We start from the raw sequence: 14246 nt of genomic DNA, 5'->3' as shown, positions 1-14246 counted from the left end.
CAGGCGCCCCGTCCTCGACGCGGCGCGCTGTATGCCTGCGCCGCAAAAAAAGGACGGCCGACTTCATGTTCACCTATAACAACAATTACTACACCGCCACGATGCGCGACACGACTGAACGCCAGGCGCTGTGTGGCAACGCCCGGGCCGATGTGTGCGTGATCGGCGCCGGGCTGGCGGGGCTGAGCACGGCGTGGGAACTGGTCTCCCGCGGGCAGTCGGTGGTGCTGCTGGATGCCGGTCGCGTGGCCTGGGGAGCGTCGGGGCGCAACGGTGGCTTCGTGCTCCAGGGCTGGTCCGAAGGGTTGGCCGCCATCGAGCGACGCTGCGGCAAACCGACGGCCGCCGCGCTGTTCAAACTGTCGCTTGAAGGCGTCGAAATTGTTCGGGGCATGATCGCCGGTCATCAGTTGCCCGGCTGCACGCCAACCCCGGGGAAACTGAGTGTGGTGCGCTACGAAGATGGCGACAACCTGCAGCGCGTGCGGGACAAAATGGCCGCGGATTTCGACTTTCACCTCGACTATCTGGATCGCCAGGCGGTGCGCGAAAAGCTCAAGACCGAGCGGTATTTCCAGGCGCTGCGCGACAACCATGGCTTTCACTTCCACCCCTTGAACTATTGCCTCGGCCTGGCCCGACTGATCGAGCAAAGTGGTGGCAAAATCCATGAACGCTCGCCCATGACCGCCGTCGAAAGCCGCAACGGGCGACACCGGGTCATCACCGATCAGGGCACTGTCGATTGTGCCCACGTGGTGTACTGCTGCGGCGGCTATGGGGGGCCTGAGTTCGGCAAATTACGCCGCGCCTTCCTGCCGATCGCGACCTATGCGGTGCTGACCGAGCACCTGGGCGATCGCCTGGCCGAGGCGGTCTGTACCACCGATGCCGTGGGCGATAACCGCCGGGCCTCGGACTATTACCGCATCGTCGAGGGCGACCGCCTGCTCTGGGGCGGCCGCATTACCACGCGCAACCTGCAGGATGAGAAACGCCTGGGGCAATTGCTGACGCAGGATATCCTCGACGTTTATCCGCAATTGCGCGGCATCAGGATCGACAAGGCCTGGTCCGGGTTGATGGGTTATGCGCGGCACAAGATGCCGCACATTGGCCCGCTGGGGCAGGGATTGTGGGCGTGTACATCATTTGGTGGCCATGGTATGAACACCGCGCCGATCGGCGCACGCGTCATCGCCGAGGCGATCTGCGGCGAAACCGATCGCTACCGCCTGTTCGATGCCTACGGCCTGGAATGGAATGGCGGCCCCCTGGGCCCGGCGGCCGCACAAACGGTTTACGCCGGCCTGAAAATGATGGATATGTTTCAGGAAAAGCGCTCGCAACACAGGGCGACTCATAAAAACTGAACCCCAGCGAGGGTCAAGGACGTGTCCATGGATACGCAGAATCCCGGTCCACTGTTTAACCTCACCGACAAGGACAGGCAATTGCTTGGCCTGCTGCAAGCCAACGCACGCGAACCCACCGCGTCATTGGCCCGCAAGCTCGGGGTCTCGCGCTCTGCGGTGCAGGAGCGGATTACCCGCCTGGAAAAGGCCGGCGTCATCACCGGCTACAGCGTGCGCATCGACCAGGACCGGCTTCAGCAGACGGTGACCTGCTTTACCATGACCTCCTGCACCAACAAGAGCTACACCGATGTGATGACCTCGCTGCGCAGGATGGAAGCGGTGCAGGCCGTTTACGCGGTCTCGGGGGAGTCCGATTTCATCATTCACCTGGCCACCGCCACCCTGAGTGAACTCAATGCCGAGCTCATCAGGATCAACATGATCAAAGGGGTGGCGCACACCGCTTCTCATATCGTGATGGAAACCAAGTTCAGCCGGAAACTGATGGTGTGAAGTGCTGCCGGCCGTGGGAAACCGCGCGCCTCACGCCCCCCCCTCGGCTGCCATAGCGACTCAGCCACCTGACAAGTCATTCCTTGCAAAATAATTCGCCTCAACGCAATATTAAAAGCAATTGCTTGGTTAATTACCTCAAGCCTGACGCTTAGCCCTTCGCCGGCTTCCATACCGCGAACGCATTACAAGGAATCGTTGATGCAAACCCAAGACAGCAGTTGGGGCGAGTTGCTTAGCGGCAAGAACGCCACGCGCTCCATTGCCCTTTCAGGCGGCATCGCGCTGTATGCCACCAACACCTATATCGCCACCACCATCCTGCCGTCGGTGGTGGCCGAAATCGGCGGCCTGGCGCTTTATGCGTGGAGCACCACACTGTACGTGGTGGCCTCGATCCTCGGTTCCGCCCTCACCTCCAAGCTGTTGCAACGCACCGGTCCACGGCTGGCGTATGCGCTGGCCACACTGGTGTTCATAGTAGGCGTACTGATCTGTGCCCTGGCGCCGAACATGCCGGTGATGCTCGCCGGGCGCTCCATCCAGGGACTGGGCGGCGGGGTCTTGCTGGCCCTGTGTTACTCGATGATCCAACTGGTGTTCGAAGAGCGCCTGTGGCCGCGCGCAATGGCACTGGTGTCGGGGATGTGGGGCGTGGCGACGCTCGTCGGGCCGGCGGTGGGTGGCGTGTTTGCCGAGATGGACGCGTGGCGCCTGGCCTTCGGCTCGATGGTGCCGGTGAGCCTGGCGTACATGGTACTCACCAGCCGCGCCCTGCCCCCACGCGACACCACGGCGGCCGCTACCACCCGCTTGCCGGTGCCGCAACTGGTGCTGCTGGCGGGCGCGGTGCTGGCAGTGTGTGCCGGCAGCGTCTCGGCGCTGCCGAGCTGGAACCTGTTGGGTATCGCCATCTGCGCCGTGCTGGTGGTGCTGTTGATCCGCAAGGAGTCCAGCGCCACCGTGCGTCTTTTGCCCCGGGATGCATTGAAGTTCAGCACCCCGCTCTGCGCGCTTTATGCGACCACCTGCCTGTTGGTGATCGGCATGAGCAGCGAGATCTTCATGCCGTACTTTCTGCAGCACTTGCATGGCCAGTCGCCGCTGATCGCCGGTTACATGGCCGCGCTGATGGCGGCCGGCTGGACGGTCTCGGAAATCATCAGCTCCGGCTGGACCGGCCGCGGTCCACATCGCGCCATCATCGCGGGGCCGCTGTTTATCGTGGCGGGCTTGATGATGCTGGCGATCACTACGCCCATCGCCAGCCAGGGCGAATGGACATTGCTGGCCCCTATCTGCCTGGGGCTGTTCCTGGTGGGGTTCGGCATCGGCCTGGGTTGGCCGCACTTGCTGACGCGCATCCTGCAAGTGGCTTCGGAACAGGACAAGGACACGGCCGCTTCGTCGATCACCACCCTGCAACTGTTCGCCATGGCCATGGGCGCGGCGCTGGCGGGGGTGATCTCGAACATGGCGGGCATCAATGAAGTGGCGGGCAATGGCGGCATCGCCCATGCCGCGCGCTGGCTGTTCGCGCTGTTTACCCTGGCACCCGTGTTGGCGCTGTTGATGGCGCTGCGGGCAACGCGGACAAAGCCGATCGAAGGCGCGCCCCTCGACCTTGGAATCGTCCAACCTGCCCCCATAACTAGCGAGGTATCCAACAAGGGGAAGCACAGACCATGACCAACCCGACCGAAACCGCCCTGCTCGCCGGCGGCTGCTTCTGGGGCATGCAAGACCTGCTGCGCCGCTACCCCGGCGTGCTGCACACGCGGGTCGGCTACACCGGCGGCGATGTGCCGAATGCCACGTATCGCAACCACGGCAACCATGCCGAAGCCATCGAGATCGTCTTCGACCCGACGGTGATCACTTACCGGCAGATCCTCGAGTTCTTTTTCCAGATCCACGACCCCAGCACGCCCAACCGCCAGGGCAACGACCTGGGCCCCAGCTACCGTTCGGCGATTTATTACCTGAGCGAACAGCAACGCGACATCGCTGAAGACACCGCTGCCGACGTCGACGCCTCAAAACTGTGGCCGGGCCGTGTCGTCACCGAGATCGAACCGGCGGGGCCGTTCTGGGAGGCGGAGCCGGAGCATCAGGATTACCTGGAGCGGATTCCGAATGGCTACACCTGCCACTTCATCCGACCCAACTGGAAACTGCCGAAACGCGGTTGAAAATGTGGGAGCGGGCTTGCTCGCGAAAGCGGTGTGTCAGTCAGCAAGTTCTTCACTGACCCACCGCCTTCGCGAGCAAGCCCGCTCCCACATAAAGCAGTTCCTACACAAAGCGCCTCCCTCACAAGGCGCATTTCCCTCAGCGCATTTGCAGAATGATCGGGCTACTGCTCGCCGGGCCCGTGTGCTCACGCAACTTGCCCACCGCCTTGGCATCCACCGCCCCACCCTGATTGCCCCAGGTGCCGCGCACAAACGTCAGCACTTCAGCAATCTCCTGGTCCGACAACTGCTCACGGAACGCCGGCATGCGATAAGCGTCCGCCACATTGGCCGCCACTACGCGCTGCGAGCCATTGAGGGTGATGTTGATCGCCGAGGCGTCCTCCTTGGCCAGTGCGGAGGTGGCGCCGGCCAGCGGCGGCATCCAGTCCGGTTGCCCTTTGCCTTCCAGCCCGTGGCACGAGGCGCAGCGGGTCACATAGGTATGCGCACCCGGCGCATCCAGGCGTTGCGCAGCCGACACCGCCTGATACTGCCAGGCCGCACCGTCGCGCTGCTCGTCGCCCGGCAATGACCGCAGATAGCGTGCAATCGCCGCCAGGTCATCGTCGCTCATGAACTGCGTGGAGTTGTTGAACGCCTCGGTCATCGAGCCATAAACCACCGCATGTTTGTTGCGACCGGTCTTGAGGAACTGCACCACTTCCGGCTCGCTCCAGCGCCCCAGGCCGGTGTTGGGATCATCCCGCAGGCTCGGTGCGTACCAGCCATCGAGCAAGCCACCGGCCAGGTAAGGCTTGCCACTTTCATCCAGTGCCTTCTCGTTGAAGGCCAGGCCCCGTGGCGTATGACAACTGCCGCAATGCCCCGGGCCCTGCACGATGTAGGCGCCCCGGTTCCACAGTTCATCCTTCCCGGCCTTCGCGACATACGGCTTGCTGTCGGTAAACACGCCATTCCACAGCGCGATCGGCCACCGCATATTCAATGGCCACGGGATCGAACTCTTGATATTGGCCTGCTGCACCGGCGCCACGCCCTTCATGAAGAACGCGTACAGGGCGCGCACATCATCGTCGCTGAGCTTGGCGTAGGACGGATACGGCATCGCCGGATACAGGCGGCGCCCACCCGGCGCGACACCCTGGCGCACCGCGCGGTCGAAGTCGGCGAGGCTGTAGCTGCCAATGCCGGTTTCCGGGTCTGGCGTGACGTTGGTGGCGTGGATCGCCCCCAGCGGCGTGGCCATTTCCAGGCCACCGGCAAAGGGCTTGCCGTTGGGCACGCTGTGGCACGCCACACAGTCGCTGAGCCGGGCGACATACTCGCCTCGGGCGACCAGCGCCGGGTCCGTGGCGACGGGCTCTGCCCCCAGCGGCGAGACAGGCTCGCGGGTGACATACCAGGCCAGCAGGCCTGCGGCGACCAGGCACGGCAGCGCCAGCCAGCCAACGGTTCTTGCGAATCGACGGTTGTTCATAAGTGCTCAGGCCCCGGTCAGGTGAAGGAGTGGCGGCTTAACGGCATGCTGCGAACACGCTGCCCGGTCAACGCCGCGACGGCGTTGGCCACGGCAGGCGCCACGGCGGGCAGCGGCGGTTCGCCAATACCGCCCATTTTTTCCCCGCTCTCGATCACGCGCACGTGCACCCGGGCCATCCGCGAAGGCGGCAGCACCGGGTACAAATCGTAGTTACGCGCCCGAGGCAAGCCGTCCACATACACCGCTTCCTCCAACAGCACCTGGGACAAGCCCAGCGACACTGCCCCATTCACCTGCGCCTCGACAATCGCCGGGTTGACGATGCTGCCCGGGTCGACTGCCTGCCAGATGTCATGCACCTTGACCTGGCCGTTCTCGATCGACACCTCGGCAATCACCGCCGTCTGGGTGCCGAACGGTGACGCCATCGCCACCCCGCGTGCGCGCTTGCTGCCGTCCTCGGCAACAAACGGCCCACGTTTCCAGCCACCCGACAACTCGCCCACCGCCTTCAGCAGGGTGGTCAGCCGCTGGTTATCTCGCAACAGATGCAGGCGCAACTCGAACGGGTCCTTGCCCCCCTTGTCGGCCAGTTCATCCAGGAAAGATTCGTAGAAAAAGTCATTCAGCGAATTGCCCACCGAACGCCAGTAGCCCAGCATCACCGGGCCCTTCACATAGATCTGTGCGATACGCTTGTTGGGAATCGCATAGGACTTGCCGGACAGTCCCTCAAGGGCCGTCGGGTCGAGCTTCTCGCCCTGCTTGCCCGCCAGGGCCTCGGTCGGTCCCTCCGTGGCGCTCACCGCTTCAATCGCCACCGGCCAGCCGTCGCTGTCCAGCGCCCCACGGAAATTCACCGCTGCGACCGGGCGCAGCACATCCCGCAGGAATTCTTCTTCGCGGCTCCAGATCAACTTCACCGGGCGCCCCACCGCCTTGGCCAACTCGATGGCCTGCGGGTAAGGACTGGCCGAGTCATACAGGAAGTGCCGCCCGAAAAAACCACCCAACAACGGCGAATGCAGGGTAATCCGCTCCGGGGCCAGGCCGGTGCGCTTGGCGATATCGGCCAGGAACATGTCCTGCGCCTGATTCGGCAGCCAGATCTCCAGCGAACCGTCAGGGTTGAAGCGCGCCAGCGCCGAAGGCGGCTCCAACTGGGCATGGTGCAGGTACTGGTTGTGGTAAGTGGCCTCGACCCTGGTCTTGGCATTGGCCAGCGTGCCGGCCACGTCGCCCTCGTTCTCATCATCACGGGCCGGGCCGGTTTCTGCGGCCAGGCGCTTGAAATGCTCGTCGCTGGAAAAGTCCTTCGGCATCCCGCGCACCTTGGAATCAGCCGTCGGCTCCAGCCAGTCGACCTGAATCGACTCCACCGCACGCTTGGCATGCCACCAACGCTCGGCCACCACCGCCACCGCACCGGGCAGGCGATGCACCGAATGCACGCCCGGCATGGCCTTGACCTGGTCTTCGTTGCGCAGGCTGCCCACGGTCATGCCGAGTCGGGGCGCATGCTGCACGGCGGCATGGAGCATGCCGTCGACCTTCATATCAATGCTGTACAGCGCCTTGCCGGTGGACTTGTCATACGCATCGAGACGCTTCACCGGCTTGCCGATCCAACGGAACTGGCTTGGGTCGCGCAACTTCACACTGGCCACATCCGGTACCGGCAGGTCCATCGCCCGCCCGGCCAACTCGCCATACGCAAGGGAACGCCCGGACGCCGCGTGTACCACCTTGCCCGGCTCGGTCGACAGCTCGCTCACCGGTACCTTCAGCGCCTGCGCCCCGGCCTCCAGCAACATGGCCCGGGCCAGCGCACCCAGCCGGCGCATCGTGGGGTAACTCATCCGCACCGACATACTGCCGCCGGTGATGCGCATGCCGTTCTCCATCACCACAAAGGCTTCACCGGGCGGGGCACACTCAACCAGGAACGTGGCCGGGTCGGCGTCCAACTCCTCGCCGACAATCTGCGCCATCGCGGTGAACGTGCCCTGGCCGCCTTCGATAAACGGGCTGAGCAAACGAATCGTGTTGTCCGGGCGAATCTCCAGGAAGGCCGGCACCTGCGTACCGCGTTCGGCCGTGGCCGCGGCGGTGGCCGCCTGCACTCGGCCAGACCCCAGCGGCAGGCCAAAACCGATCACCAGCGCGCCCACGGCCGTACTGGCCAGGAAGCGACGGCGGGACAGGTTCACCGGGTCAGTCAGCGCCGCGACCAAGGGCAGCGCAGTGGGATCAATGCGAATGTTCATCAGGCCTCTCCCTTCTGCGCAAGGTCATGCACGGCGGCATGAATGGCGTTATAGGTGCCACAGCGACAGAGGTTGACCATGGCGGCCTCGATCTGCGCATCACTGGGCTTGGGCGTGTGCTTGAGCAGCGCGGTGGCCGCCATTACCTGGCCGGATTGGCAGTAGCCGCATTGGGCGACCTGGTATTCGACCCAGGTGGCGACGACCCGCTTGCCGACGTCATCGGACTCGATGGCTTCGATGGTGGTGATTTCGCGGCCGACCACGCCGGAAACGGGCGTGACGCAGGAACGCACGACATTGCCGTCCACAAGCACCGAACACGCACCGCATTGCGCCAGGCCGCAGCCGTATTTGGTGCCGGTCATGCCCAGGTTGTCGCGGATGACCCAAAGCAGAGGCGTGTCGGGTTCGGCGTCGACTTGGTGGGTCTGCTGGTTAATTCGTAATTCCATGGCTCACCCGCTGATCATCGGTTGGTGTTGCATTTTTTAGTATTTTTAGACGGCAAGACGGGGCCTCGCCGCTGGGCATCGATGGCCCGTCTGGTTCGCGCGCGCGTGGTTTGACTAGTCTAGCGGGCGATGGGAATGACTTTAGACCCTGGTTCATCAAGGCGCTATGCAGGGGTGGGCAAGATCGCAGGATTAGGCAAGTATTCAAGAGGATTGCGTCAGGGGGAGCGGCCTGTGGTGTCAGTGGCGGTCACGCCGGGTGGTGTTCCACCAGAAAGTCGACAAATGCCCTGACCCGCGCAGGCATCGCCGCGCCGCCGACGAACACCGCGTGAATCGGCTCCTGGTCTCCGGGGTTGTACGCTTCAAGCAACGGCACCAGATCACCGCTGGCCAGGTCATCTGCCACGCTGAATGCGCCAATGCGTGCGATGCCGGCACCCAGCTTGGCCAACTGGGACAATACCTCCCCGCTGTTACCCTCGATCGTACCCGACACCTGCAGCGAAAAATCGCGCCCGTCCACGCGAAACGGCCAGTCTGGCGCTGCCCGGCGGAAGTTGAAACGCAGGCAGTTGTGGTTGAGCAAATCCTGCGGCAGCCGCGGCGTGCCGTGACGCGCCAGGTAGTCCGGGGAAGCGACTATGACCTCGCCGATGGAGCCGATAAGGCGAGCGGTCAAGGGGCTGTCGGCCAATTGACCGAAGCGGATTGCAACGTCCGCTTGCCCGCCCAGGATATCCACCACCTCATCCTCCAGCCGCAACTCAACCACGATGGCCGGGTAGCGCGCGCTGAACGCGGCAACCAGCGGCACGATCGACAGCCGCCCGTGTGCGAGCGCCGCGCTGACCCTCAGCCGCCCCCGTGGCGCGCCCTGGTCGGTGATCGCATCCTCGACTTCGGCCATGTCCGCCAGGATCCGCCGGGCGCCGCGCAAATACGCTTCGCCTTCGGCGGTGAGCGTGATCGCCCGGGTGGTGCGCAGCAGCAGGCGGGTGCCTATGCGCCCCTCGATGCGGGTGATGATGCGGCTGATGGATGACGGCGTGAGGCCCAGCACCCGAGCCGCCCCCGAGAGGCTGCCCTGCTCCGCGACCCTGGCGAACACCGCCATCTCCCCCGACCGACCGCCTATGTCCACTTGTGATCTCCACGCAAAGCTGTAGTGCCCTGCCGAGGGCTACCGCCTGAAAAGTCATGATTATAGCATTTGACACAAAGATGAGGAGTCACCCATGCGTATCAACCCACCCCTTGTAGCACTGTCCATCGGCGCCTTCGGCATCGGGGTCACCGAGTTTGCCCCCATGGGCATGTTGCCCGGGATCGCCGCCGACCTCGGTGTTTCCATTCCCGCCGCCGGGCTGCTGGTCAGCGCCTATGCCATGGGCGTGCTGATCGGCGCCCCGATCATGACCCTCGCGACAGCCAGGGTGGCGCGCCGTTATCTGCTGGTGGGCCTGATGGCCATTTTCACCGTGGGTAATCTGCTGTCCGCCCTGGCCACCGACTACCAGACCCTGATGGTCGCCCGGTTGGTGACATCGCTGAATCACGGGGCATTCTTCGGCATCGGCTCCATCGTGGCAGCGAGTGTGGTGGCGCCCGACAAACGCGCGGGGGCCGTCGCCGCGATGTTCCTCGGGCTGACCCTGGCGACCATCGGTGGCGTGCCCCTGGCAACCTGGTTCGGCGAGAACTTCGGCTGGCGTACGGCGTTCTGGGGCATCAGCGGGCTGGGGGCGTTCGTGATGGTGGCCCTGTGGTGGGCGCTACCGAATACGCCCGCTCCAAAAGGGGGAAGCCTGATGGCCGAAATCCGCGTACTGGGCCGCGGGCCGGTGCTGGCAGCGCTGGCGTTGACCGTGGTGGGGTCCAGCGCCATGTTCACGGTGTTTACCTATATCGCGCCGATTCTGCGGGATGTCACCCACGCCTCGACCAACTTCGTCACCGCAATGCTCGTGCTGTTCGGGATCGGCCTGACCCTCGGCAACGTCTGGGGCGGCAAGTCTGCGGACCGTTCGGTGGACCGCACCCTGATAACGTCGCTCGTGGTCCTGATTGCCGTGCTGCTGGCGTTCTCTGTGCTCATGCAATGGCCGCTGCCCGCCGCCTTGTCGATCCTGCTGTGGGGCGCCGCCAGCTTTGCGCTGGTACCTCCCCTGCAAATGCGCGTGATGGAAGCCGCCAAGGATGCACCCAACCTGGCCTCGGCGATGAACATCGGTGCGTTCAACTTCGGTAACGCCATTGGCGCGGCGCTGGGGGGAGCAGTGATCAACGCAGGGCTGGGCTACCCGGCCATTTCGCTGGCTGGTGCGATCATGGCGGCCCTGGGTTTGCTGATGGTGCTGGGGCTCGGCTGGCGTTCGCGGCGCACAGGTTCACGTATCTGCCAGGCACCGGCGCAGGCATAAGGACAGCCGCGCTCAAACGGCCCCCCTACACCCTCCCCTCTGAAAAGCCCCGAATCCCGGGGCTTTTTTGCGTCTGCCTGGCCGCCATCCATCGCTGCAAAAAATTTCAACCAGTGACTTTCATTATGAAATCCACTGTGCAATATTACTTGCGTAATATTTAGCAACAGATCCCGGAGTCCCTCATGAAGAAAGCCAGCTTCCAACCCATGTCCTGCCCGGTCGCCCGTGCCCTGGAGCACATCGGTGATGGTTGGAGCCTGTTGATCCTGCGTGATGCGTTCTACGGGCTGCGCCGTTTCGACGAGTTCCTGCAGAGCCTCGGGATCGCCTCGAACACCCTGACCCGCCGCCTGAATGCGTTGGTGGCCGGCGGCTTGCTGGAACGGCGCCCGTACCAGGACAACCCGCCGCGCCATGAGTACCACCTCACCGAAGCGGGCCGGGACTTGCGCCAGGTCATCCTCACGCTGATGGCCTGGGGCGCGCGGCATGCCGAGGGCTCGACCAAGGTGTTTCTCGCCGATGAGGCCACCGGGCGCCCGGTGGTGCTGGCGTTGATGGATGCCAACACCGGCAAACCCATCACCCGTGCGGGCCACCGCGTACATGTCAGCGCCGATGCCGAACCGCTGACCCTGTGGCGCGCACGAACCGGCCGGGCCTACGCCGAAAAAGACCAGTTGGTCAGCCCCTTCCCCCACTAATACTCAACGAGGTCATTTCGTCATGGACGCTCCAGTCAGCGCTGTGCCCGAACCCACCCAACCATCCCGGCGCAAACAGGTTTTGCGCCTGGGGCTGCTGACCCTGGCCGTGGCGGGCGGCGTGTGGTACGCCAGCCACTGGTGGCTGGTCAGCCGGTTTATCGAAGACACCGACGACGCCTATGTCGGGGCGGATGTGACGGTGATCAGCGCCAAAGTGCCGGGCTATATCAGCGAAGTGACGGTGCAGGACAACCAGTTCGTACGGGCCGGCGACGTGCTGGCGCGCATCGATGTGCGCGACTACCGCACGGCCCTGGCCAAGGCCGACGGCGCCGTGGCCGCGCAACAGGCCTCGCTCGCCAACCTCGACGCCACCGAACAACTGCAACTGGCGGTGATCAACCAGGCCAAGGCACAGATCGACGCCACCGATGCCGAAGCACAACGGGCCGGCGACGATCAAACGCGTTACCAGAACCTGGTGCGCAGCCAGGCCGTATCGGTCGAAAGCGCACAGCGGGTCAGCGCCGTATGGAAGACCGCCCGCGCCGACCACTCCCGGGCACAGGCCGGGTTGATGGCGGCGCGCCGGCAAATCGACGTGATTGAAACCCAGCGCGGCCAGGCACGTGCCGCGTTGCAACAGGCGCAGGCCGAACGCGACCAGGCGCAATTGAACATCAGCTATACCGAACTGCGGGCGCCGGTGGATGGTTACGTGGGCAACCGCCGCGCCCGGGTCGGTGCCTACGCCGCGGCCGGCAGCCAACTGATCTCGGTGGTGCCCGCGAAAGGATTGTGGGTGGATGCCAATTTCAAGGAAGACCAATTGGGGCGCCTGCAGGTCGGGCAAAGCGTGAGCATCCGCGCCGACATCCTCCCCGGCCGTGAATTCCACGGGCACATCGAGAGCCTGGCCCCTGCCACCGGGGCGCAATTCAGTGTGCTGCCGCCGGAAAACGCCACCGGCAACTTCACCAAGATCGTGCAGCGAGTGCCGGTGCGCGTGCGCCTCGACAGCAACGATGCCGACTTCGGCGCCCTGCGTCCGGGCCTGTCGGTGATGGCGAAGGTCAACACCGATGAGGCGTTCGAGGACCAGGCCAGCGCCCTCAAGGCCCAGCTATGAACAGCCCGTTGCCCGCCCTCAGCACCGCACAAAAGGTCGCGGCCTTCGCCACCATGTGCGTGGGCATGTTCATCGCCTTGATCGACATCCAGATCGTCTCCGCCTCCCTCAAGGACATCGGCGGCGGGTTGTCTGCCGGCGCGGACGATACGGCGTGGGTGCAGACCGCCTACCTGATCGCGGAAATCATCGTGATCCCCATGTCAGGCTGGCTCTCCCGGGTGATGAGCACGCGCTGGCTGTTCGCGGCGTCGGCGGCCGGGTTCACCTTGACCAGCCTGCTGTGCGCGATGGCCTGGAACATCCAGAGCATGATCGCGTTTCGCGCCTTGCAGGGGTTCCTGGGGGGCTCGATGATTCCGTTGGTATTCACCACCGCGTTCATGTACTTCAACGGCAAGCAGCGGGTGATCGCCGCCTCCACCATCGGCGCCATCGCGTCCCTGGCCCCCACATTGGGCCCGGCCGTCGGCGGTTGGATCACCGACATCTCCTCCTGGCACTGGCTGTTCTACATCAACCTGCTGCCCGGCCTCTTCGTGACCTTTGCGGTGCCGATGCTGGTCAAGGTCGACCGCCCCAACCCGTCATTGCTCAAGGGCGCCGACTATATCGGCATGGCGTTGATGGCGGTGTTTCTCGGCTGCCTGGAATACACCCTCGAAGAAGGCCCGCGCTGGAACTGGTTCAGCGACAGCACCATCTCGACCACGGCCTGGATAGCCGCCATCAGCGGCGGGCTGTTTATCTGGCGCTGCCTGGAAATCAAGGAGCCGATCGTCGACCTGCGCGCGCTTCGGGACAGGAACTTCGCCCTGGGCTGCCTGTTTTCATTTATCACCGGCATCGGCATTTTCGCCACCATCTACCTCACGCCGCTGTTTCTCGGGCGGGTGCGCGGGTACGGCTCGCTGGATATCGGCCTGGCGGTGTTTTCCACGGGGGTGTTCCAGTTGCTGGCGATCCCGGTGTACGCCTTGCTGGCCAATCGTTTCGACCTGCGCTGGATTTTGATGTTCGGGTTGTCGTTATTCGCCCTGTCGATGTGGGACTTCTCCCCCATCACCCACGACTGGGGCGCCAAGGAGCTGCTGCTGCCCCAAGCCATACGCGGGTTTGCTCAACAAATGGCAGTGCCGCCGGTGGTCACCCTGACCCTCGGCGCACTGGCCCCCGACCGCCTGAAGCTCGCCTCGGGCCTGTTCAACCTGATGCGCAACCTCGGCGGCGCCATCGGCATCGCCGCCTGCGCCACGGTGCTCAATGACCGCACCAACCTGCACTTCCTGCGCCTGGCCGAGCACCTGAACATCCGGAACGAGTCGATGAATGTCTGGCTTGACCAGCTTTCAGGGAATGCCCAGTTGCTGGGGCAAAACAGCCTGGATTCGAGCCAGTTCGCGCTGAGTCAGCTGTGGGCGCTGACCTGGCGCGAGGCGCAAACGCTGACCTATGCGGACGCATTCCTGATGATCATGGTGTGCTTCGTCGTCGCCGTGTTGCTGGTGCCGTTGATGCGCAAGGTGCAACCGCCGAAGCAGCCGACGGCGGATGCGCATTAGAGAGGACTTGTCACAACGTTTGAGGCTGTGAGTACAGCACCCGGCTCCATTGCCTACAGTCGCGTCGGAATTTGCCAGCTTGTGCATCTGGGAGGCACCTCTCTAAGGTTGCCCAGGCGCTGAATACCCCTTTACCTGTACTCAACCTCGC

At 64.2% G+C, this 14246-nt stretch carries 12 protein-coding genes; 8 read left to right on the top strand and 4 right to left on the bottom strand.

From position 1 onward, the window contains the following. Positions 1-65 precede the first annotated feature (65 nt). The 4 genes from HX839_RS20140 (at position 66) to msrA (ending at position 4063) form a co-directional block, all read left to right on the top strand. Positions 66-1373 (top strand): FAD-binding oxidoreductase, encoded by a 1308-nt coding sequence (locus HX839_RS20140; RefSeq protein WP_177067599.1) that lies wholly within the window; start codon positions 66-68, stop codon positions 1371-1373. Positions 1374-1400: 27 nt separating this feature from the next. Next, positions 1401-1871, top strand: a complete 471-nt coding sequence (locus HX839_RS20135) for an Lrp/AsnC family transcriptional regulator (protein ID WP_003215617.1) — start codon at positions 1401-1403, stop codon at positions 1869-1871. A gap of 201 nt (positions 1872-2072) precedes the next feature. Beyond that, entirely contained in the window at positions 2073-3560 is a 1488-nt protein-coding gene (locus HX839_RS20130; RefSeq protein WP_177067598.1) for an MFS transporter, read from the top strand. Continuing rightward, positions 3557-4063 (top strand): peptide-methionine (S)-S-oxide reductase MsrA, encoded by a 507-nt coding sequence (gene msrA / locus HX839_RS20125; RefSeq protein ID WP_003215613.1) that lies wholly within the window; start codon positions 3557-3559, stop codon positions 4061-4063. The genes HX839_RS20130 and msrA overlap by 4 nt, the downstream gene beginning before the upstream one ends. 139 nt (positions 4064-4202) lie before the next feature. Here msrA and HX839_RS20120 read toward each other — a convergent pair whose 3' ends face one another. The 4 genes from HX839_RS20120 to HX839_RS20105 all read right to left on the bottom strand — a co-directional run bounded on the left by HX839_RS20120 (position 4203) and on the right by HX839_RS20105 (position 9415). Next, positions 4203-5546: a cytochrome c gene (locus HX839_RS20120; RefSeq protein WP_003215611.1), complete on the bottom strand. Its 1344-nt coding sequence runs from the start codon at positions 5544-5546 to the stop codon at positions 4203-4205. Between the two features lie 17 nt (positions 5547-5563). Beyond that, the gene (locus HX839_RS20115; protein ID WP_177044964.1) at positions 5564-7816 is read right to left on the bottom strand and encodes a molybdopterin cofactor-binding domain-containing protein; all 2253 of its coding nucleotides are present in this window, start codon (positions 7814-7816) and stop codon (positions 5564-5566) included. Further along, positions 7816-8271: a (2Fe-2S)-binding protein gene (locus HX839_RS20110; protein ID WP_003215609.1), complete on the bottom strand. Its 456-nt coding sequence runs from the start codon at positions 8269-8271 to the stop codon at positions 7816-7818. The genes HX839_RS20115 and HX839_RS20110 overlap by 1 nt, the downstream gene beginning before the upstream one ends. Positions 8272-8521: 250 nt before the next feature. Beyond that, positions 8522-9415, bottom strand: a complete 894-nt coding sequence (locus tag HX839_RS20105; RefSeq protein WP_177067597.1) for a LysR family transcriptional regulator — start codon at positions 9413-9415, stop codon at positions 8522-8524. Between the two features lie 94 nt (positions 9416-9509). Between HX839_RS20105 and HX839_RS20100 the strand changes: the two genes are divergently transcribed. The 4 genes from HX839_RS20100 (at position 9510) to HX839_RS20085 (ending at position 14095) form a co-directional block, all read left to right on the top strand. Beyond that, complete coding sequence (locus tag HX839_RS20100) at positions 9510-10694, top strand: MFS transporter (protein WP_177067596.1); 1185 nt, start codon at positions 9510-9512, stop codon at positions 10692-10694. Between the two features lie 185 nt (positions 10695-10879). Further along, complete coding sequence (locus HX839_RS20095) at positions 10880-11401, top strand: helix-turn-helix domain-containing protein (protein WP_177067595.1); 522 nt, start codon at positions 10880-10882, stop codon at positions 11399-11401. 22 nt (positions 11402-11423) lie between these two features. After that, positions 11424-12533, top strand: coding sequence for an HlyD family secretion protein (locus HX839_RS20090; RefSeq protein ID WP_008434719.1), 1110 nt, complete (start codon positions 11424-11426; stop codon positions 12531-12533). After that, on the top strand, positions 12530-14095 hold the full coding sequence (locus HX839_RS20085) for a DHA2 family efflux MFS transporter permease subunit (RefSeq protein WP_134326310.1): 1566 nt from the start codon (positions 12530-12532) through the stop codon (positions 14093-14095). Before HX839_RS20090 ends, HX839_RS20085 begins: the two co-directional genes overlap by 4 nt. The last annotated feature ends 151 nt before the right edge of the window (positions 14096-14246 follow it).

The organism is Pseudomonas sp. I8001 (assembly GCF_013385345.1).
GTDB lineage: Bacteria > Pseudomonadota > Gammaproteobacteria > Pseudomonadales > Pseudomonadaceae > Aquipseudomonas.
Note: the sequence above shows the minus strand (reverse complement) of the source record. Positions and strands in the feature narration are given on the sequence as shown.

Coding starts and splice junctions, on each gene's coding strand:
- msrA (WP_003215613.1), top strand. CDS start 3,557: ATGACCAACCCGACCGAAACCGCCCTGCTCGCCGGCGGCTGCTTCTGG.
- HX839_RS20100 (WP_177067596.1), top strand. CDS start 9,510: ATGCGTATCAACCCACCCCTTGTAGCACTGTCCATCGGCGCCTTCGGC.
- HX839_RS20140 (WP_177067599.1), top strand. CDS start 66: ATGTTCACCTATAACAACAATTACTACACCGCCACGATGCGCGACACG.
- HX839_RS20110 (WP_003215609.1), bottom strand. CDS start 8,271: ATGGAATTACGAATTAACCAGCAGACCCACCAAGTCGACGCCGAACCC.
- HX839_RS20130 (WP_177067598.1), top strand. CDS start 2,073: ATGCAAACCCAAGACAGCAGTTGGGGCGAGTTGCTTAGCGGCAAGAAC.
- HX839_RS20090 (WP_008434719.1), top strand. CDS start 11,424: ATGGACGCTCCAGTCAGCGCTGTGCCCGAACCCACCCAACCATCCCGG.
- HX839_RS20115 (WP_177044964.1), bottom strand. CDS start 7,816: ATGAACATTCGCATTGATCCCACTGCGCTGCCCTTGGTCGCGGCGCTG.
- HX839_RS20095 (WP_177067595.1), top strand. CDS start 10,880: ATGAAGAAAGCCAGCTTCCAACCCATGTCCTGCCCGGTCGCCCGTGCC.
- HX839_RS20085 (WP_134326310.1), top strand. CDS start 12,530: ATGAACAGCCCGTTGCCCGCCCTCAGCACCGCACAAAAGGTCGCGGCC.
- HX839_RS20120 (WP_003215611.1), bottom strand. CDS start 5,546: ATGAACAACCGTCGATTCGCAAGAACCGTTGGCTGGCTGGCGCTGCCG.
- HX839_RS20135 (WP_003215617.1), top strand. CDS start 1,401: ATGGATACGCAGAATCCCGGTCCACTGTTTAACCTCACCGACAAGGAC.